The sequence below is a fragment of the Actinoplanes sp. CA-131856 genome (assembly GCF_050956135.1).
Classification (GTDB): Bacteria; Actinomycetota; Actinomycetes; order Mycobacteriales; family Micromonosporaceae; genus Actinoplanes.
In genome coordinates, this window is sequence record NZ_CP191849.1 from 4052881 (window position 1) to 4071313 (window position 18433).

Sequence of the window (18433 nt, forward strand, 5' to 3'; positions counted from 1 at the left end):
CCCCCTACATCGCCGGAACGGCGATGATCCGGCGCGCCCGGACCTCGGTGTTCCCCCGCACCGGGGCCGGGGCCGCCGCCAGCGCCGCGGCCGCCTGCGATTCCTCGCGCAGGCTGCTCGCGGCGCGCTGGGCCAGCGAGGCGTCGTGCCAGGCCGTGGCCTCGGCCTCGACGGCCAGGTCGTAGCTCTGGCGCAGCCACGCGGCCGAGGCCCGCGCGATCACCAGCTCCTGGTCGACCGGGTGGAGCCGGGCGTCCCAGCCGTTGCGCCCGGCCAGCGCGTCGCCCGTCGCCGAAGCCGGCAGCTCACCGCGGCCGGCCGCCGCCGCGACCGCCTGGTGCAGGAAGCGCTCCCGGGCCGCGTACTCCTCACAGGTCCGCACCGACCACGGCGTGCCCCACGCCGCCGCCGAGGCCGCGGTCCGCACCCGGGCGTCCGCCTCGAGCCACGCCTCGTACGCCGTGGTCACCGCGGCCGAGGCCTGCTCCCAGATCTCGTGCCAGCGGGCCGCCGACGCCGCCGCCCGTGAGGCCGCCACCTCGACCTCGTCGGCGAACCGGGCCGCCCGCGCCGCCTCTTCGGCCTGCCGCTTGCGCGAGGTGGCCTGCGCCCGCAGCACGGCCACCGTCTCCTGAGCGGCCTTGCGCGGGTGGCGCATCGCCTGCGGGCTGCCCAGCAGGAGCAGGGCGGGCAGGGTGAGCAGCATCAGCGTGGCCCAGATGGCCGCCGGCGCCGGTGAGGAAACGAGCATTTCGGCTACAACATTCATGATGGTCAATCCGTCCAGTCGGCACGTCCACTCTTCGCAACAGGGCTGCGATCACCAGAGGGTGATCAGAGGGACGCGGCCGGAGGCGCGCGAGAACCGCGGACACCCGCGGTGAACTGCGTACTGAGGACGGTGGCGCGGTCAAGCGGCGCCTGCTCGAACTCCGCGTCCTCGCCCGGCTCTTCCGGGGAGGACTCAGCAACGGCGGAGGAGGAAACAGCGGCCCGCGGCGAGGAGGCGGCGGACGGCCGCTGCGGCGTGGCGACCTGCGCCAGCAACACGAACAGCAGGATGGACACCAGCGAGCGCAGCAGGAGCATCCTGCGGTCGCCGGTCGTCGTCATGCGTACCAACATAGCGACTCATGGGAGATCTTGCCCGCCGCGCCACACCGCCACGTCAGAGTGACGGCCGCCGCCGTCGGCGTTGGTGAACGTATGCCGCCGGGAGGCCGAACAGCTTCCGCGCGTTCCCCGAGACGAAAGCGCGGAACACCTCGGGAGAGAGCCGCTGGGCCAGCCGCAGCAGGCCGGTGTTGTAGTTCTCGGTCATCTCGATGTTCGGTGGCCGCCGGACATAGTGGTCGGGCCCGTCGGTGGCCGCGTCCGACCCGAACAGCACCCGGTCCGGCCCGAGCTCGTCGAGCAGCCGCTGGGCCTCGGCCGACCGGCACCAGGACGTCTCCAGGTAGAGGTTGGGCAGGGCGGCCGCGTGCCGCAGGGCCCGCTTGCGGCCCTCGGGCGGGCCGAGGTAGGTGTGGTAGAGCACGAACCGTACGGCCGGGAACCGCTCGGCCAGCCGCCGGATCAGGTCGGGGTCGGCCGGGCCGGGCGCGCTGTGCACCGTCACCGGGACGCCGGCCTCCTCGGCCACGCGGAGATAGGGATCCAGACCTGGCGTGTCGGCCGGATATCCGTCGTACGCCGGATGGAGCTTGAGCCCCGCGCCGCCGGCGGCGAGCCGCCGCCGGACATCGGCCGGATCGGGGCCGCCGGGCCGCACCCAGACCAGCGGGGTGAGCCAGGGCGTCGCCTCGGCCACGATCTCGACCAGGTCGTTGTCGGTCCACGAGACCAGCGCGTGCGTCATGCCGCCGGAGAAGGCGGCCGTGCGCAGGCTGTCGAAGCCCAGCGTGCCACCGCCGGGCGCGCGGACGTGCGTGTGCGCGTCGACCGGGTCGAGCCCGATCCAGAGCCGGTAGTCGGCGCCGTCGTTGTTGTCGCACTGGTCCGATCGCGCCGAGCGCACGACGCAGTCGACGACGTGGCGGCCGGTCGTGGGGATCGGGGCGACCCAGCCGGCGTCGTCGCGCTGCATGGGGAGATCCCGCGGGGCGGACCAGCCGTCGTACCCGTAATGAAGCACGGGGGACGGCAACGAGCCGGTGTACCGGACCAATCCCCGGCCGGCCCACCGGAGCGGCCGGTCATAGCGCCTCACAGGGAGATGGCCCAGCCGTGACCGCCGTTGTCGTCCCAGCGTTCGTCGTCGGCGGCCGGATCCGGCATCCCTTGCCGCACAAGGTGATAGCCGTAGCGAACGGTGGTTCCGCGCACGCCCCACACCAGCCCTCGGAACACGTGCGGCAGCGGCTGCGCGCGCACGAACTCGTAGACGTCACCTTCCGAAGGCGCGGTACCCGGTGTCTCGAACGGCAAACCGTCCATGGCCCCGCTCGTGTAGTTCGGCACGGGAGCGTCCACCGCGCTCCACATGAAACCCACCGAGGTGTACGTCCCGGCGGCGTCGTCGAACACGACCTCGCGGGCCACGATGTCCTCGGTGAAGACCGGAGATGTCGTACGGCCGCCGGCCCCCACCACGAAGAAGAAATGGTGCAGCGCGAAATCCGTGTACCCGTCGACCGTCCGCGGCACCTCGAAGACGGCCGTCCGGACGGGCCCCGGAGCGAGCACGACCTGCTCCGAGGAGGACCAGTCCGGCGGCGCGCCCGTGGGGGAGCACGCGTAGTGCGCCTGGACCATGGCGATGCCCGGCCCCGGGTCGGTCCACGTCTTGCGCAGGCCGAAGACGCTCACAGGTGGTGGTACCAACAGTTGCCCCCTCCCGGCGCCGACGCCCCGTCCGGTCCCAGCCACGTCTCGTTCTTCTCCTCCGGCGGATACATCCGCCCGACGTGGTACTGCTGCACGAGCGTCGCCCCGCGCGGCCCCCACATCCGCGAGTGGAAGCGATGCGGGAGGTCCAGCCCGTACAACATCTCGTATTTCTCGTGGTGGAAGCGCTCTTTGTCGTCGTACGTGTAATAGTTCCTGGCCTGGAACTCGGAGTCGCCAGGGATGCGGGGGTCCTCCATGGGGCTGTAGACCGGCGCCACCCAGTCGCCCACCGACCAGTAGATGCAGATGTTGGTGATCCAGCCGCTCTCGTCGGTGTAGGCGAGGTCGCGGTAGACGATGTCCTCGGTGAACAGGTCGGTGGTCCACCGGTGGCCGGTCTGGAACACCTCGAAGTAGTAGTGGAAACGGTATTCCGGCGTCGGCCGGTCGTTCTCCATGTCCCAGACCGAGCGGGGCATCCGCAGTACCTTCAGCCGCTGCCGCGGGAACCCGCCGAGATCCTGGAGCACCCGCGCCTCGTGGCCCCAGCTCCAGTCCGGCCACTGGCCCGGAGGCGTTGCCGCGTAATGGATGAGCACCTGTTCGACGCCGTCGCCGGAGTCGGTCCAGCCCTTCGGGTAGTACCAGCTCATGGGCTGATCACCTCGTAGGTGCGCACGCTGGGCACACCCATGAGCAGCTCCGGCAGGGCCCGGTAGAAGTCGCCGGTCTCGGGCCGGTCGAGATAGCGCCGCATGTCCTCGACGCTGGCCCAGCTCGACACCGCCATCACGCGGTCGCCGCTGCGCAGCGACTGGACGAAGACGATGCCGGGCTGCCGCGCCACGATGTCCTGTTCCTGCCGGACGACGAGCTCCGACAGCCGGGCCACGGCGCCGGGCCGCGCGGTGGCCTCGAGGATGCGGAAGACGGCCATTCAGCGCTCCCGGTGGTCGATCAGCCGCTGGATCTTCCCGGCGGAGCGGGCGAGGGTCTCGGGCTCGACGACGACCACCTCGACGCTGGTGCCGACGGTGTCCTTGACGGTCTGGGACACCTCGGCCGCGGCCGGGTCGCGGCGCTCGCCGGGACAGTCGGGGCGCGCCTCCACCTGCACGGTGAGGTGGTCCATGCGGCCGCGCTTGGTGAGCACCAGCTGGAAGTGGGGTGCGAGTCCGGGCGTACGCAGGATGATCTCCTCGATCTGGGTCGGGAAGAGGTTCACCCCACGGAGGATGATCATGTCGTCGGAGCGACCGGTGATCTTCTCCATCCGGCGCATGCCCGGGCGCGCGGTGCCGGGCAGCAGCCGGGTCAGGTCGCGCGTGCGATAGCGGATGATGGGCATCGCTTCCTTGGTCAGCGAAGTGAACACGAGTTCGCCCTCTTCCGCCGGCTCACCGGTGACCGGATCGAGGATCTCCGGATAGAAGTGGTCCTCCCAGATGTGCAGGCCGTCCTTGGTCTCCACGCACTCCTGGGCGACGCCGGGCCCGATCACCTCGGACAGCCCGTAGATGTCGACGGCGTGGATGCCGGCCCGTTCCTCCATCTCGAGGCGCATCTGCTCGGTCCACGGCTCGGCACCGAAGACGCCGATCTCGAGGCTCGACTTGCGCGGGTCGAGACCCTGCTTCTCGAACTCGTCGATGACGGTGAGCATGTAGGACGGCGTCACCATGATGACCCGCGGCTGGAAGTCGGTGATGAGCTGCACCTGCCGCGGCGTCATGCCGCCCGACACCGGGATGACCGTGCAGCCCAGGCGTTCCGCGCCGTAGTGTGCGCCCAGGCCGCCGGTGAAGAGCCCGTAGCCGTACGCGTTGTGGAGCCGATCGCCGGGACGCGCGCCGGCCGCCCGGAGCGAGCGGGCCATCACCGTCGACCAGGTGTCGAGGTCGCGCTCGGTATATCCGACGACCGTGGGCTTGCCCGTCGTCCCCGACGACGCGTGAATGCGCCGCACCTGGTCGCCGGGGACGGCGAACATGCCGAACGGATAGTTGTCGCGCAGGTCGGCCTTGCTCGTGGTGGGGAACCGGGCCAGGTCGGCCAGGTCGCGGCAGTCGTCCGGGTGGACGCCGGCGTCGTCGAACGCCCGGCGGTAGTGCGGCACGTTCTCGTACGCGTGCCGCAGCGTCCACTGGAGCCGCCTCAGCTGGAGCTCGCGCAGCTCGTCCACGCTCATCCGCTCGGCGTCGTCCAACGTCATCAGGAGCCTCCCGTCAGGTGCTCCATTCACGTAATCCCCGTGAAACGAGGTTCGCAACTTGGGAGGCTCGTTACGCACAACCGCACAAGACGGGTCAGTCCAGGCAGAACTCGTTGCCCTCGGGGTCGGCCATCACGATGAACCCGAAGCTCAGCGGGGGAGCGGGCTCCTCACGGCGCAGCCGCTTGGCCCCGAGCGCCACGAGCCGGTCGTGCTCGGCTTCCAGCGCCGCCATCCGCTCGTCGCCCTGAAGGCCGGGCGCGGAGCGAACGTCCAGGTGAACGCGGTTCTTGACCACCTTCTCCTCGGGCACTTGCTGGAAGAACACGCGCGGCCGCTTCCCCTCGGGATCCTCGATCGCCGACTGGCCGTTGCGCTTGTCCTTCGGCACGTTGAACCGCTCCAGAGCCTCCTCCCACGCGGCCCACACATCGGCACCGGGCGGCAGCTCGACCCCCGGGGGCGCCGGCACGACGTAGCCGAGCACCTGCCGCCAGAACTCGGCCTGCGCCTTGGGGTCACGCGCGTCGAAAGTGACCTGGAATTCGCTGCTCACAGCTTTGCTCCGTTCGAGTGGAGGTACAGATCGCGGAGAAGGCACACCTCGGACAAATGATGGATCAGCTCGCGGTTGATGTGCAGGACGAGTTCGGCCATCGACGCTTCCGGGTAGGGCTCGCTCGGTCCCGCCTTCTGGTGCGGGTCGAGCTTGCTCACGCCGGCCAGCCAGACCGCCAGCTGCTCGTCGAGCTGGTGGCGCGCTTCCGCGGCGCTTCCGGCATAACCCCAGGTCTCGTACGCCGCGGCCGGCGCGCCGAAATGGGACGCGTTCCGCATCGCGAGCACCCCGACGATCACGTGCCCGAGTTGCCAGGCGATCGTCGTGACGGGCGCCGGCGACGGCTCGGGAAAAGCGAAGTCGATGGTGAAGTCGCCGGTGCCGGCCTGCACGGGCGCGGCCGACGTGCCGCGCGGCCGCACGTTCCAACAGTCCTTCACCGGCTCCCAGAAGTACTCGTCGTCGGTGAGCCCGTCCAGGCGCGGCCCGACCTGGTGGTCCCAGTGCCATTCCCACTGCTCACGAAGTGCGCGGTTGAGGTCCATGCCCTCACCCTGCCACCGAAGGCGGACAGGATCGGTCCGCTATCTCTGAGAGGGTGGGTGACATGGACACGACCGAACGGGTGCTCACCCTCCTGGGCCTGCTCCAGCAGCGCCGCGTCTGGACCGGCCCCGAGCTGGCCGAGCGGCTCGGGGTCACGCCCCGCACGGTCCGCCGCGACGTCGACCGGCTGCGCACCCTCGGCTATCCGGTGAACGCCGGACAGGGCGTCGGCGGCGGATATCAGCTCGGCCCTGGCCAGGCGCTGCCACCGCTGCTGCTCGACGACGAGGAGGCCATCGCCACCGCGGTCTCGCTGCTGGCCGGCGTGGGCGGCGAGGCGGCGCTGCGGGCCCTGTCGAAGCTCGACCAGGTGCTGCCGGCCCGGCTGCGGCAGTCGGTGAAGGCACTGTCGGGCTCGGTCTCGTCGTTCGGCCGCGAACGCGCCTTCGGCGACCCGGCCGAGCTGATGACGCTGGCCCGGGCCTGCCGCGATCAGGTGCTGGTCGACTTCACGTACTCCTCGGGGCCGCGGCGCGCGGAGCCCTACCGGCTGGTCGCCTCGGACAAGCGGTGGTACCTGTTCGCGTTTGACCTCGACCGCGACGATTGGCGCACCTTCCGGGTCGACCGGATGAGCGAGGTGTCCGCGCGCACCTGGCGCTTCCCGCCGCGCCCGGCGCCGGACGCGGCGACGTATGTCCAAGAGGGAGTCGTGAGCCGGGTCTACAAGTATCAGGGCCGGTTTCTGGTCGACGCCCCGGCCGCCGTCGTGCGGGCCGCGGTGCCGCCGTCGGCCGCCATCGTCTACGAGCGCGACGACGGCAAGTCCGAAGTGGTCACCGGCGCCGACAACCTGGATTTCATCCTGATGCACATGGTCTTGCTGGGACATGACTTCCAGGTGCTGGACCCACCGGAACTGTCGGCCAGGTGTCACTTGGTAGCCGCTCGGCTACTGGCTTCTACCGGATTCGTGCCACCTGCGGCGACCGCCGACCGTCCTCTGTGATCTCCCCGCATAGCGTTCTCCGCACACCACTTCTTCACGGGGAGAGCAGAAAAGTGCACCGTCGCAAAGTCATCACCGCCACCCTGGCCGCCGCGTTCGTCGCCACCACCGCCTTCGCCGCCCCGGCCCAGGCCGCCGAGGCCGATGTGGACAACGGCACCATCACCGGCCGCGTCGTCACCCCGGCCGGCCGCCCGGCCGCCGGCATCAAGGTCACCGTCGACGACATCGACATCGCGCGCCCGTTCACGACCACGACGGCCGCCGACGGCCGCTACTCCATCGAGGTGCCGGCCGGCGACTCGTACGTCGTCAGCTTCACCAACGGCCACCTCCAGCAGTACTCGCCGCGGGCGCTGAGCTACGAGCAGGCCAAGGTCTACACCGTTCGCGAGGGCCGCACCCTGCGGGTCGGCGAGCGGCTCTTCCGCCCGGCCACCCTGACCGGCCGCCTCACCGACGAGAACGGCGCCGCCGTGGCCGGCGCGTCGGTCGACTTCGTCAACACCGAGAACGCTTTCGGGCTGCGGGTGACGACCGACGCGAACGGCTACTACCGCTTCGACAAGCTGGCTCCCGGCTCGGTCAAGGTGCAGTTCCACGCGGCCGACGGCCGTCAGCAGTGGGCCCACCAGGCCGCCTCCTACGAGGAGGCCGACGTGGCCACCCTCGAGCTTGGCCGGGTGACCACGGTCAGCGACTCCCTCCTGCCCCAGTAGCCGCATGAGTCACCGGGCGCCCCAGGCGCCCGGTGATACTCTGGATATTCCAATCTTCCGCGATTGATAGGCGTGAGGTCTCAACGCGTGGAGCTGCGCCACCTGCGGTACTTCCTGGTCGTGGCCGAGGAGCGCCACTTCGGGCGCGCGGCCGCGCGGCTGCACATCGCGCAACCCCCGCTGTCACAGGCGATCCGCCGGCTCGAGGCCGAGCTCGGTGTGGAGCTGCTGCACCGCACCACCCGCCGTGTCGAGCTGACCGAGGCGGGACGGACCTACCTGGCGCGGGCGAGGGCGATCCTGGCCGACGTCGAGGAGGCCGGCCACGAGGCGCGGCGGGTCGCGGCGGGCGCCGTCGGCCACCTGGCCATCGGCTGCGTCGGCTCGGTGACGTACAGCCTGTTGCCCGCGCTCTCCCGCCACCTGGCGGTCGAGCTGCCCGGCGTCGACTTCTCGTTCCGGGGTGAGATGCTCGCGCCCGACCAGGTCGAGGCGCTGCGCTCGGGCGAGATCGACCTGGCGCTGCTGCGCCCGCCGGTCGCCGATCTGTCCCTGGCCGTCACCCCGCTGCGCCGCGACCGGCTGATCGTCGCGCTCCCGGCCTCGCATCCGCTGAGCGCGCGCGAACGGGTGCGGGTCACCGATCTGCGCGAGGCGCCGCTGATCGTCCATTCCGCCGATCGCCGCTCGGTGATGTACGGCGTGGTGCTGGCCCTGTTCCGCGACGCCGGCATCGAGCCCCGCGTCCGTCACGAGGTGGGCGAGACCTCCACCCTCATCACGTTGGTGGCCGGCGGACTGGGCGTGGCGGTGGTGCCCGAGCCGGTGACCGCGCTGGCTCTCGACGGCGTGGCCTATCGCCCGCTGATCCGCCCGGCGGCCACCGTCGACCTCGCCCTGGCCCACCGGGCCGACCGGGCCGAGCCCCATCTCAGCCGCACGATCGAGCTGATCCGGGGCCTGGCCTCGTCAGAATCAGCCTCGTAAGGGCCGTCAGACGTCGGTGCTCTTGGCCGGGTCGGCCTTGCCGTGTTCCTTCAGGTCGGGCCGGTCCTCGGTGCCGGCCCGGGCGGGCGACTCCTTCTTCGCCGGCGCGCCGTCGCCCACTTCCACCGCGTCCCGTTCGTTCTTCTGATCGCTCATGACCACCGGATACCCGCCGGTGGTCGCTCAAACCTGGTGTAGGGACGCGGCCAGGCTCTCCAGCTCGGGGATCTTCCCGGCCTCGGCCAGCGACTGCTCCAGCACGCGGTCGTGCGTGGGCCGCGCCTCGGACAGCAACCGCTGACCGGCCGCGGTGAGCTCGGTGTAGATGCCGCGCCGGTCGTCGGCGCACAGGATGCGGGTCAGCAGGCCCCGGTCCTCCAGGCGGGTCACCAGCCGGGTGGTGGCGCTGCTGGACAGGGCGGCCGCGCGGGCCAGCTGCTGCATGCGCATGTGCCAGCCGTCCTGACGGCTGAGCGCGTCGAGGACCGTGTATTCGACGACCGAGAGCTTGTGCTCGCTCTGCAGCGCCTTCTCGAGCGCGGTCTCGATGAGGCCGTGCAGCGCGGCCAGGCGCCGCCACCCCTGGGCGCGGATCTCGACCGCGTCGTTGCTGATCCCCATGGCGACCAACCTTACACCGCCTTGCGCCGGTAGAGCGCGCGTGCAACTATCGGTTAGTTGCATACGCCGCATATTGCAGGAGTCACACCATGACCGGCATTCCCACGATCACGCTCAACGACGGCGTGACCATCCCGCAGCTCGGCTTCGGCGTCTTCCAGGTGCCCGGCGCCGAGACGCAGGCTGCGGTCGCCACCGCCCTCGAGACGGGTTACCGCAGCATCGACACGGCCTCGGCCTACGGCAACGAGGCCGGCGTCGGCCGCGCGATCGCGGCCTCCGGCCTGCTCCGCGACGAGCTCTTCGTGACGACCAAGCTGTGGGTCGCCGATTTCGGCCGTACGGCCACACGCGATGCCCTGCGCCGCAGCCTCGACGCCCTGGGCCTCGACCAGGTCGACCTCTACCTCATCCACTGGCCGGCCCCCGCGACCGACGCCTATCTGGAGACCTGGCAGACCCTCGAGGAGCTCCGGGCCGAGAAGCTGACCCGCTCCATCGGCGTCTCCAACTTCCTGCCCGCGCACCTCGACCGCGTCGCCGCCCTCGGCGGAGCCGTCCCCTCGGTCAACCAGATCGAGCTCCACCCGGCCCTGCAGAACCGCGAGACCGTCGCCGCCAACACCGCACACGGCATCGTCACCGAGGCCTGGAGCCCGCTCGCCCAGGGCGCCGTCCTCGGCGCGGCCCCCGTCGTGGCGGCCGCCCGTGAGCACGGCGTCACCCCGGCCCAGGTCGTCCTGCGCTGGCATCTCCAGCAGGGCCGCGTGGTCATCCCGAAGTCGGTCACCCCGGCCCGTATCGCCGCCAACCTCGACGTCTTCGGCTTCGACCTGACGCCGGCCGAGCTGGCCGCGATCGACGCGCTGGAGAACGACGGCCGCACCGGCCCGCATCCCGCGAGCTTCAACGGGTAAGAGTCCCCGCATGTCGAAGACACGCAACCTCGCCCAGGCCGCGCTCGGACTCGTGCTGCTCACCGCCGGCACCGGCCATCTGACGACCCAGCGCGAGGAGTTCCAGGCCCAGGTGCCGTCCTGGGTGCCGCTGGACCCCGACTTCGTCGTGCTGGCCTCGGGCCTGGTCGAGCTGGGCCTCGGCGCCGCGCTGCTGTCCACCTGGAAGCAGCCGGCCCGGGGCCGCCTGGGCAAGGTGGCGGCGGCCTTCTTCGTGGGCGTCTTCCCCGGCAACATCGCCCAGTACACCGAGCACAAGGACGGCTTCGGCCTCGACACCGACCGCAAGCGCGCTCTGCGCCTGCTCGGCCAGCCCGCCCTGGTCGCCTGGGCCTTGGCCGCCACCCGCAGGTCCTAGCCGCGGGTCCCAGTCGCGGGTCCCAGTCGCGGGTCCTAGCCGCGGACGACCTGGGTGCGCGCGACGATGTCGCCGATGCGGCGGCGGCGCGGGGAGGCCAGGACCACGACGAAGGCGACCAGATAGCCGAAGATGCTGTCGATGATGCGGAAGACGGTCCGCAGGATCGCCTTCCCGACGCCCGGCGGGGTCCGGCCGCTCTCGCCGTCGATCACCCTGATCCCGGTGACCATCTTGCCGACCGTGCGGCCGAGATAGCCCTCCATCAGCACGTAGTAGAGCGCCGCGAGCACGAAGAGTAGCAGATTGCCGCCGCTGGCGAGCCCGGTCAGCTCACGGCCGCTGACGATGACATCGAGGCCGAACAGCGAGGCCAGGAGCCTCCCGGCCACGCCGAGAACGATGCCGTCGATGATGGTGGCCACCACCCGCCGCCCGGTCACCCGGACGTCCGGTCCCCCCGAAACATAAGCCATGGGAGCCATCCTCACAGGGACGGCGGGCGGTGAACAACCATGAAGAGTGGAGGGTCACTCAAGGATCTCCGGACCGGGCGCGGCGGCGGTGCGAGGCAGGGCGAGCATCACAACGGCGGCCAGCAGATAGGCGGCCACCTGCCACGGCATGACCTGAGCGAGACCGTTCCCGAACACCGCCGGAGCTCCTCCGTCGGTGCTCCCGGTGCCGAGGGCGCTGAAGAAGAGGGTGCCGAGCACGGCGACGCCGGCCGCCCCGCCGATCTGAGTGACGGTGGACAGCACCCCGCCGGCGGCGCCGGCCTGGCGGCCCGGCACGCCGGCCAGCACGACGGTGACGAGGATCGGGGCGGCCAGTCCGAGTCCCAGCCCGCCGAGGAACAGAGCCCCGGCCAGTGGCCAGTAACCGGGTGTGCCGCCGTCGCGGACCAGCAGCCACAGCAGGCCCTGCGAGGCGGCGAGCGTCAGCGAACCGGTGACCAGCAGAGCCCGGCCGGCCCTGGCCGCGAGGGCCACCCCGGCGCCCGACGTGAGCATCGAACCGATGGCGTACGGCAGGATCACCAGGCCGGTCTCCCACGCCGAGCGGCCCGTCCCCGACTGCAGATAGATCGACAGGACGAGGAAGAACGACGCCAGCGCGCCGAAGAAGAGCACCGACGCGGCCAGCCCGGCGGTGAACGGGCGTACGGTCAGCAACGCCGGGTCCAGGATCGGCTGCCCGCCACGGCTCGCTACGCGCCGTTCGTACGCCACGAAGCCGGCGAGCAGGCCCAGCCCGGCCACCAGCAGGGCCCATCCCCACCAGGGCCAGCCCCAGTCGCGTCCCTGGACCAGCGGCAGCAGCACCAGCACCACCGCGCCCGCGGACAGGATCGCGCCGACGACGTCCGGGCGGGCCCGCTCCGGCGCGGTGGACTCGGGCAGTACCCGGAGGCCCAGAATCAGGGCGACCAGGGCGACCGGGATGTTGATCCAGAACACCGTGCGCCAGCCGAGGCCCCACAGGTCAGCGTCGACCAGGGCGCCCCCGAGAAGCGGGCCGGCGACCGCGGCCAGGCCCTGCACCGCGCCGTAGGCCCCGAACGCCTTGGCCATGGCGGCCGGTGTGAACGAGGACCGGATGATCCCGAAGACCTGCGGAACCATGAACCCGCCGGCCAGGCCCTGCACCGCTCGCAGGGCGATCAGGGCTCCCGCGCCCGGCGCCAGCGCACAGGCCGCGGAAGCGACAGCGAAGCAGGCCAGTGCCACGAGGAAGACCCGGCGGCGGCCGTACGCGTCGCCGACGCGCCCGCCGGTGATCAGCCCGGACCCGAGGGCCAGGGTGTAGGCGGCCACCGTCCACTGCAGTTGTGCCTCGCCGGCGCCGAGGTCGGCGGCGATACCGGGGGCGGCGACCGTGACGATGGTGACGTCGAGCAGATCCATGAACGAGGCGAACAGGACGACCAGCAGGGCGATCGACGCCCGCCGGCCGGTGACGGACGGCGGGTGGGACACGGTCCCGGCCGGGGAAAGGTGAGTGCTCATGACGGGCAGAGTGGCAACCATGGCGGTCACCGGCTGACCGCCACGTCTGAAATCGTGGAATCCATGGCCGACACCTCAGCGCGGATCCTGCGCCTGCTGTCCCTGCTCGAGGCGCGCGTCGAGTGGCGCGGCGCCGAGCTCGCCGCCCGGCTGGACGTGTCGGCCCGGACCCTGCGGCGCGATGTGGACACCCTGCGCGAGCTGGGCTATCCGGTGAACGCCGTGATGGGCGCGGGCGGCGGTTACCGGCTCGGCGCCGGTGGCCGGTTGCCGGCTCTCGTGCTCGACGACGACCAGGCGATCGCGATCGCGCTGGCGCTTCAGACCGCACCGGCGACGGTGGCCGGGATCGACGATGCCGTGGCCCGGGCGCTCACCACCCTGCGCCAGGTCATGCCGGCCCGGCTGCGCGCGGCCAGTGAGGCCTTCGAGGTCACCTCGCTGCGCAACTACTGGGAGTTCTCCGCCCCTCCGATCGACGTGGACACGCTGCGGACGGTGGGTGCCGCGATCCGCACCGCCCGGGTGCTGCGCTTCGACTACCTCGACGGCGACGGCTCCCTCACCGGCCCCGGCCACCCCGATTTCCGCCCGCCCAGGGAGGTCGAGCCGCATCACCTGGTCGTCTGGGCCGGGCGCTGGTACCTGATCGCCCGCCACCACCGCGACCGGGACTGGCACACCTATCGGGTCGACCGGATCCGCCCCCACACCCCCGGCGGTGGGGCGGCGTTCACGCCACAGCCGCTCACCCGCGATGACCTCACCCGCATGGTCGTGCAGAACCCGGACCGCGGTGACTCTCCCGGCCGGTGGCAGTGTGTCGGCTCGGCCGTCCTCGAACTGTCCCCCGCCGTGGTCGCGCGCTGGGCTCCGGGCGGCTCCGTCGTCGAGCCCGTCGGCGCGCACCGGAGCCGGCTCACCATCGGCGGCTGGTCCTGGGCCGGGATCGCGGGCCTGTTCATCACCTTCGACTCCGACCTGAGCGACGTCGAGCCGGCCGAGCTCCGGTCCGCGATGGACCGGATCAGCCGGCGACTCGGAGCGGCGACGGGGTGAGGTGCCCGGCACCCTGCGGGAGGGGCGGGTCACTCGCCCGCCCCTCCCGGTCAGAGCCGGGCGATCGCGGCCGCCGGGTTCTCGACGGCGTCGGCGACCGCGCGCATGAAGCCCGCGGCCGTTCCACCGTCGCAGACGCGGTGGTCGAAGACGAAGCTCATCTGCGTGATCTTGCGGACGCACAGCTCGCCGCCGACCACCCACGGGCGGTCGATGATGCGGCCGAAGCCCAGGATGGCGACCTGCGGGTGGTTGATGATGGCGGCGCTGCCGTCGACGTTGAAACCGCCGTAGTTGTTCAGCGTGAAGGTCCCGGCCGTGGGGGAGACGTTCCCGTCCCGGGCGGCGGCGGTGACCTTCCGGATCTCCTCGTCGAGCCGCGTCGTGGTCAGCGACCCGGCGTCGGCCACGGCCGGCACGACCAGGCCGCGTGAGCCTTGAACGGCGAAGCCGAGGTCGATCCGGTCGTACTGGACGATCTCCTGACGTTCGACGTCGATCCGGGAGTTGAACACCGGGTACTGCTTCAGCGCGGCCACCACGAACCGCGCGAGGTAAGCGAGGATTCCCGGTCCCGGTCGCAGGCTCTCCCGCAGTTCCCACAGCGGCGTGGCGTCGACGTCGACCCAGACCGTCGCCTCGGGGATCTCGGCCCGGCTCCGGGTCAGCGCGGCCGAGACGGCCTTGCGGAATCCGCTCAACGCGATCCGCTGTTCGCCCGCCGCCGTCACCGGCGGCTCGGCCGTCGTCGTCTTCAGCGCCGTCTCCACGTCGGCCCGGACTATCAGGCCGCCCGGCCCGCTACCGGCGACCTGGCGCAGATCGAGGCCGCCCTCACGGGCGAGCCGGCGCACCAATGGTGACACCACGAGCGGGGCTGCCGGCGGGTGAGTTTTTCGAGGGGGACGCCGCCGGCGCCCCGTCGCGGCCGGTGCGGCGCTCGTGCCGTAGCCGATCAGGACGTTCCCGGAGCCGGCGCGTTCCTCCTCGCGGTACGTCTCGGCCGGTGTCGGCGCGGCGACCGCGCCGACCGTCAGCAACGGCTTGCCGACCTCCAGCACGGAGCCCTCGGGCGCGTGGCGCACCGCGACCTGTCCCGCGAACGGCGTCGGCACCTCGACGAGCGACTTGGCCGTCTCCACCTCGACCACCGGCTGGTCGACGGCGACGGTGTCGCCCTCGTTCACGAGCCAGCGCACCACCTCGGCCTCGGTCAGCCCCTCGCCGAGATCGGGCAGCAGGAACACCTGGTCGCTCACGAGTCCTCCCACTGGAGGTCGTCCACCGCTTCGAGCACACGGTCCACATTGGGCAGGTGGAGGTGCTCCAGCTTCGGCGGCGGATAGGGGATGTCGTAGCCGGTGACCCGGCGGATCGGCGCGGCCAGCGAATGGAAGCAGCGCTCCGTCACCCGGGCCACGATCTCCGAGGAGACGCTGGCGAAGCCGCTCGCCTCGGCCACCACCACCGCGCGGCCGGTCGAGCGGACCGCCGCGCACACGGTCTCGTCGTCGAACGGCACGATCGACCGCAGGTCGACGACCTGTAGGCTGCGGCCCTCGCGGTCGGCGACCTCGGCCGCCTCCAGCGCGACCGGCACCGACGGCCCGTAGGCGATCAGGGTGGCGTCGGTGCCCTCCCGGCGTACGACCGCGTGACCGATGCCCGCCGTCCGCGGCCGTCCGGAGAGCTCGACCTCCTCCTTGCTCCAATAGAGCTTCTTGGGCTCCAGGAAGACGACCGGGTCGGGCGAGGCGATCGCCTCGCGCAACAGGTCGTACGCGTCCGACGGGGTGGCCGGCGCGACCACGTGCAGGCCGGGAGTGTGCGCGTAGTACGCCTCGGACGAGTCGCAGTGGTGCTCGACCCCGCCGATGCCACCCGCGTACGGCACCCGGATCACCATCGGGAGGGAGACCTTGCCGCGGGTGCGGTTCCGCATCTTCGCCACGTGGCTGACGATCTGCTCGAACGCCGGGTAGGCGAACGCGTCGAACTGCATCTCCACGACCGGGCGCATGCCGTTCATCGCCATGCCGACCGCAACGCCGACGATGCCCGACTCGGCCAGCGGGGTGTCGAAGCAGCGGTCCTCGCCGAACTCGGCGGTCAGGCCGTCGGTGATGCGGAAGACGCCGCCGAGCGGGCCCACGTCCTCGCCGAAGACGACCACCGTGGGGTCGGCGGCCATCGCGTCGCGCAGGGCCCGGTTGAGCGCCTGCCCCATGGAGAGCTTCTCGTGGACGGTCATACCTGGGCCCCCTGCTCCTGCAGTTGGGTGGTCGGGGTGGCGTACACATGAGCGAAAAGGTCCGCGGGGTTGGGCTCGACGTCACGGTTGAGGCCATCGCGCATGTGAGCCGCTGTCTTCTCCGCTGCCTCCCGCATCTCGGACAGGAGAGAGTCGGACACCAGGCCGCGCTCGCGCAGGTGCTTCTCCAGGCGGACGATCGGATCGCGCTCGACCCAGGCCGCCACCTCGTCGTCGGTGCGGTAGCGCGTGGCGTCGTCCGCGTTGGTGTGCGCCTGCATCCGATAGGTGTGCGCCTCGACCAGCTGCGGGCCCTCGCCGGCACGCGCCTTGTCGACGGCCGTTCGCAGCACGTCCAGCACGGCGGCGACGTCGTTGCCGTCCACGCGCTCGCCCTTGATGCCGTACCCGATGCCCTTGTGGGCCAGCGAAGGCGCGGCCGTCTGCCGGGAAAGGGGCACGCTGATGGCGTACTCGTTGTTCTGCAGGAAGAAGACGACCGGCGCCTTGAGGACGGCGGCGAAGTTCAGCGCCTCGTGGAAGTCGCCCTCGCTCGTTCCGCCGTCGCCGCAGAGGGCCATGACGACGGTCGGCTCACCCTTGAGCCGGGCCGCGTGCGCGACACCGACCGCGTGCGGCAGCTGGGTGGCGAGCGGCGTCGTGTGCGGGGCGACCTTGTGCTCGTGCGGATCGTAGCCGCAGTGCCAGTCGCCCTTGAGCAGGCTGAGCGCCTCCACCGGGTCGACGCCGCGCTCGGCGATGGCCGCCGTGTCCCGGTATGTCGGGAACAGCCAGTCGCCGTCGTCGAGCACCTGGGCCGCCGCGACCTGGCAGGCCTCCTGCCCGTGCGACGACGGATAGACGGCCAGCCGGCCCTGACGGACCAGGGCGTACGCCTGCTCGTTGAGCCGGCGCGCGGTGATCAGACCCTGTAGGGCCCTCAGCAGCGCCGCGTCGTCCGGCAGTTCGTCTCGTACGGCCCGGCCGTCGACGCCGATCAGCGTCACGGGCGAAGCCGAGGGGAGAAGGTGGTGTGCGTCACCTGTCATGTAGACATGCTTCGCCCCTTGCCATTTGGTTTCCACTATCGGGTGAAAACCAAGAAGATGTACGCTCACCGCGGGCTTCTGAGAGCCAAATGTCTCCGCCAGGCGCCTAGTGGATCGGAGGGATGAGACAAGTGGTCGACGACATCGATCGCCAGATCCTGGCCGAGCTGACCCAGGACGGGCGCCTGTCGATGCGTACCCTGGCCGAGCGTCTCCACATCTCCCGGGCCAACGCCTACGCGCGGGTCGAGCGGCTCCGATCGACGAACGTGATCCGCGGCTTCCGGGCCGACGTCGACCCGGTCGCGGCCGGCCTGGGCACCTCGGCCTACGTGACGGTGAACCTCAACCAGGCCGAGTGGCGCGACGTGGCCGACCAGCTCCGCGCCCTGCCCGGCGTCGTGCACATCGCCCTGGTCGGCGGCGAGTTCGACGTCATCATGCTGGTGCGCGCCTCGGACAACGCCGCCCTGGGCCGCCTGGTCCTCGACGAGATCCAGGGCATGCCCGGCGTCGTCAACACCCGCACCCTGCTCGTCTTCGAGGAGGCCGAGCCACCGGGATTGAGGCCATGACAGCGAACGACGACATCGCACTCTGGGACAGCGCGGCCGAGCAGTACGCCACGCACGACGGCGATTCCTTCTACCGGCGCCTGAGCCCCTTCCTGTGGCGCCAGCTCGGCGACGTCACCGGGCAGCCGGTGCTGGACCTCGGCTGCGGGCACGGGTGGCTCGCCGAGAAGATGCGGCTGGCCGGCGCGGCGGTGACCGGAATCGACGGCAGCACCGCGCTTCTCGCCCGCGCCGCCGAGGCGTACCCCGGAATCGCCTTCGTCTCGCACATGGTCCTCATGGACCTGCCGGAACTCGACACGCTCGTGGCCGACGTGCGGGCCTCGCTGACCGGCGACGGGGTGTTCGTCTTCTCGATCCTGCACCCGAGCTTCTTCCATCAAGCGCCGGTCGAGGATCCGGGGACGGGCGAGCGCTACCGCAAAGTGAACGGGTATTTGCGCCACGAACGCCGCTGGATCACCACGTTCGGCGGCCACAACCACTACCACCGCCCGCTTTCCTGGTACGTCGACCTGCTCACCCGCCACGGCCTCGCGGTCACCGGCCTGCACGAGCCGCCGACCCTGCCCCAGCACGGGCGGCCGGAGGAGGAGTGGAGCGACTACGAGCGCTGGTTCGCCACCATTCCCACCATGCTGGCCGTCGCCTGCCGCCCCATGCCGCCGTCGTCTCACCCCTTTGCGGCTTAGGC

24 protein-coding genes are annotated in these 18433 nt (G+C 71.4%); 8 read left to right on the forward strand and 16 right to left on the reverse strand.

The genetic code is table 11. From position 1 onward, the window contains the following. Positions 1–4: 4 nt before the first annotated feature. The 9 genes from ACQP2X_RS18670 to ACQP2X_RS18710 form a co-directional block, all read right to left on the reverse strand. Positions 5–769 carry a hypothetical protein gene (locus tag ACQP2X_RS18670; RefSeq protein WP_498698636.1) on the reverse strand — a complete coding sequence of 255 codons (765 nt, stop codon included), beginning with the start codon at positions 767–769 and terminating at the stop codon, positions 5–7. A gap of 65 nt (positions 770–834) precedes the next feature. Continuing rightward, positions 835–1113 carry a hypothetical protein gene (locus ACQP2X_RS18675; protein WP_498698638.1) on the reverse strand — a complete coding sequence of 93 codons (279 nt, stop codon included), beginning with the start codon at positions 1111–1113 and terminating at the stop codon, positions 835–837. A gap of 55 nt (positions 1114–1168) precedes the next feature. Continuing rightward, the gene (locus ACQP2X_RS18680; protein WP_498698639.1) at positions 1169–2086 is read right to left on the reverse strand and encodes an amidohydrolase family protein; all 918 of its coding nucleotides are present in this window, start codon (positions 2084–2086) and stop codon (positions 1169–1171) included. A 119-nt stretch (positions 2087–2205) separates the two neighbouring features. Then, positions 2206–2808 (reverse strand): hypothetical protein, encoded by a 603-nt coding sequence (locus tag ACQP2X_RS18685; RefSeq protein WP_498698641.1) that lies wholly within the window; start codon positions 2806–2808, stop codon positions 2206–2208. After that, positions 2805–3482, reverse strand: a complete 678-nt coding sequence (locus ACQP2X_RS18690; RefSeq protein WP_498698642.1) for a hypothetical protein — start codon at positions 3480–3482, stop codon at positions 2805–2807. Before ACQP2X_RS18690 ends, ACQP2X_RS18685 begins: the two co-directional genes overlap by 4 nt. Beyond that, a complete protein-coding gene (locus ACQP2X_RS18695; RefSeq protein WP_498698645.1) occupies positions 3479–3766 on the reverse strand; it encodes an antibiotic biosynthesis monooxygenase in 288 nt (95 codons plus the stop codon). The genes ACQP2X_RS18690 and ACQP2X_RS18695 overlap by 4 nt, the downstream gene beginning before the upstream one ends. Next, a complete protein-coding gene (gene paaK, locus ACQP2X_RS18700) occupies positions 3767–5041 on the reverse strand; it encodes a phenylacetate--CoA ligase PaaK (RefSeq protein WP_498698646.1) in 1275 nt (424 codons plus the stop codon). 94 nt (positions 5042–5135) lie between these two features. Then, positions 5136–5597 (reverse strand): VOC family protein, encoded by a 462-nt coding sequence (locus ACQP2X_RS18705; RefSeq protein WP_498698648.1) that lies wholly within the window; start codon positions 5595–5597, stop codon positions 5136–5138. After that, positions 5594–6145: a DinB family protein gene (locus ACQP2X_RS18710; protein ID WP_498698649.1), complete on the reverse strand. Its 552-nt coding sequence runs from the start codon at positions 6143–6145 to the stop codon at positions 5594–5596. The genes ACQP2X_RS18705 and ACQP2X_RS18710 overlap by 4 nt, the downstream gene beginning before the upstream one ends. A gap of 62 nt (positions 6146–6207) precedes the next feature. Here ACQP2X_RS18710 and ACQP2X_RS18715 point away from each other — a divergent pair, with 62 nt between their 5' ends. From ACQP2X_RS18715 to ACQP2X_RS18725, 3 genes are all read left to right on the forward strand, one after another. Next, a complete protein-coding gene (locus ACQP2X_RS18715; protein WP_498698651.1) occupies positions 6208–7155 on the forward strand; it encodes a helix-turn-helix transcriptional regulator in 948 nt (315 codons plus the stop codon). A 53-nt stretch (positions 7156–7208) separates the two neighbouring features. Further along, the gene (locus tag ACQP2X_RS18720) at positions 7209–7874 is read left to right on the forward strand and encodes a carboxypeptidase-like regulatory domain-containing protein (protein ID WP_498698653.1); all 666 of its coding nucleotides are present in this window, start codon (positions 7209–7211) and stop codon (positions 7872–7874) included. Positions 7875–7961: 87 nt separating this feature from the next. Further along, the gene (locus ACQP2X_RS18725; protein WP_498698654.1) at positions 7962–8861 is read left to right on the forward strand and encodes a LysR substrate-binding domain-containing protein; all 900 of its coding nucleotides are present in this window, start codon (positions 7962–7964) and stop codon (positions 8859–8861) included. A 6-nt stretch (positions 8862–8867) separates the two neighbouring features. Here ACQP2X_RS18725 and ACQP2X_RS18730 read toward each other — a convergent pair whose 3' ends face one another. Both ACQP2X_RS18730 and ACQP2X_RS18735 read right to left on the reverse strand, forming a co-directional pair. Next, a complete protein-coding gene (locus ACQP2X_RS18730) occupies positions 8868–9017 on the reverse strand; it encodes a hypothetical protein (RefSeq protein WP_498698656.1) in 150 nt (49 codons plus the stop codon). A gap of 27 nt (positions 9018–9044) precedes the next feature. Then, positions 9045–9482 (reverse strand): MarR family winged helix-turn-helix transcriptional regulator, encoded by a 438-nt coding sequence (locus ACQP2X_RS18735; protein WP_097326749.1) that lies wholly within the window; start codon positions 9480–9482, stop codon positions 9045–9047. Between the two features lie 89 nt (positions 9483–9571). Here ACQP2X_RS18735 and ACQP2X_RS18740 point away from each other — a divergent pair, with 89 nt between their 5' ends. Further along, positions 9572–10399 carry an aldo/keto reductase gene (locus ACQP2X_RS18740; protein ID WP_498698658.1) on the forward strand — a complete coding sequence of 276 codons (828 nt, stop codon included), beginning with the start codon at positions 9572–9574 and terminating at the stop codon, positions 10397–10399. Between the two features lie 10 nt (positions 10400–10409). Further along, positions 10410–10796, forward strand: a complete 387-nt coding sequence (locus tag ACQP2X_RS18745; protein WP_498698661.1) for a DoxX family protein — start codon at positions 10410–10412, stop codon at positions 10794–10796. Positions 10797–10831: 35 nt separating this feature from the next. On the opposite strand, the gene ACQP2X_RS18750 is transcribed toward ACQP2X_RS18745, so the two are convergent. Together ACQP2X_RS18750 and ACQP2X_RS18755 are read right to left on the reverse strand one after the other, a co-directional pair. After that, a complete protein-coding gene (locus tag ACQP2X_RS18750) occupies positions 10832–11272 on the reverse strand; it encodes an RDD family protein (protein WP_498698662.1) in 441 nt (146 codons plus the stop codon). A 54-nt stretch (positions 11273–11326) separates the two neighbouring features. Then, positions 11327–12805 carry an MFS transporter gene (locus ACQP2X_RS18755; RefSeq protein ID WP_498698664.1) on the reverse strand — a complete coding sequence of 493 codons (1479 nt, stop codon included), beginning with the start codon at positions 12803–12805 and terminating at the stop codon, positions 11327–11329. 63 nt (positions 12806–12868) lie between these two features. Between ACQP2X_RS18755 and ACQP2X_RS18760 the strand changes: the two genes are divergently transcribed. Continuing rightward, positions 12869–13864, forward strand: coding sequence for a helix-turn-helix transcriptional regulator (locus ACQP2X_RS18760; RefSeq protein WP_498698665.1), 996 nt, complete (start codon positions 12869–12871; stop codon positions 13862–13864). Positions 13865–13914: 50 nt separating this feature from the next. Here ACQP2X_RS18760 and ACQP2X_RS18765 read toward each other — a convergent pair whose 3' ends face one another. The 3 genes from ACQP2X_RS18765 to pdhA are packed head-to-tail and all read right to left on the reverse strand — an operon-like array spanning position 13915 to position 17164. Further along, the gene (locus ACQP2X_RS18765; RefSeq protein ID WP_498698667.1) at positions 13915–15123 is read right to left on the reverse strand and encodes a dihydrolipoamide acetyltransferase family protein; all 1209 of its coding nucleotides are present in this window, start codon (positions 15121–15123) and stop codon (positions 13915–13917) included. After that, positions 15120–16115, reverse strand: coding sequence for an alpha-ketoacid dehydrogenase subunit beta (locus tag ACQP2X_RS18770; protein WP_498698670.1), 996 nt, complete (start codon positions 16113–16115; stop codon positions 15120–15122). The genes ACQP2X_RS18765 and ACQP2X_RS18770 overlap by 4 nt, the downstream gene beginning before the upstream one ends. Then, a complete protein-coding gene (gene pdhA, locus ACQP2X_RS18775) occupies positions 16112–17164 on the reverse strand; it encodes a pyruvate dehydrogenase (acetyl-transferring) E1 component subunit alpha (RefSeq protein WP_498698672.1) in 1053 nt (350 codons plus the stop codon). The genes ACQP2X_RS18770 and pdhA overlap by 4 nt, the downstream gene beginning before the upstream one ends. Positions 17165–17286: 122 nt before the next feature. Between pdhA and ACQP2X_RS18780 the strand changes: the two genes are divergently transcribed. Both ACQP2X_RS18780 and ACQP2X_RS18785 read left to right on the forward strand, forming a co-directional pair. Continuing rightward, positions 17287–17739 (forward strand): Lrp/AsnC family transcriptional regulator, encoded by a 453-nt coding sequence (locus ACQP2X_RS18780; RefSeq protein ID WP_498698674.1) that lies wholly within the window; start codon positions 17287–17289, stop codon positions 17737–17739. Continuing rightward, positions 17736–18431, forward strand: a complete 696-nt coding sequence (locus ACQP2X_RS18785; RefSeq protein ID WP_498698675.1) for a class I SAM-dependent DNA methyltransferase — start codon at positions 17736–17738, stop codon at positions 18429–18431. The genes ACQP2X_RS18780 and ACQP2X_RS18785 overlap by 4 nt, the downstream gene beginning before the upstream one ends. Positions 18432–18433: the final 2 nt, after the last annotated feature.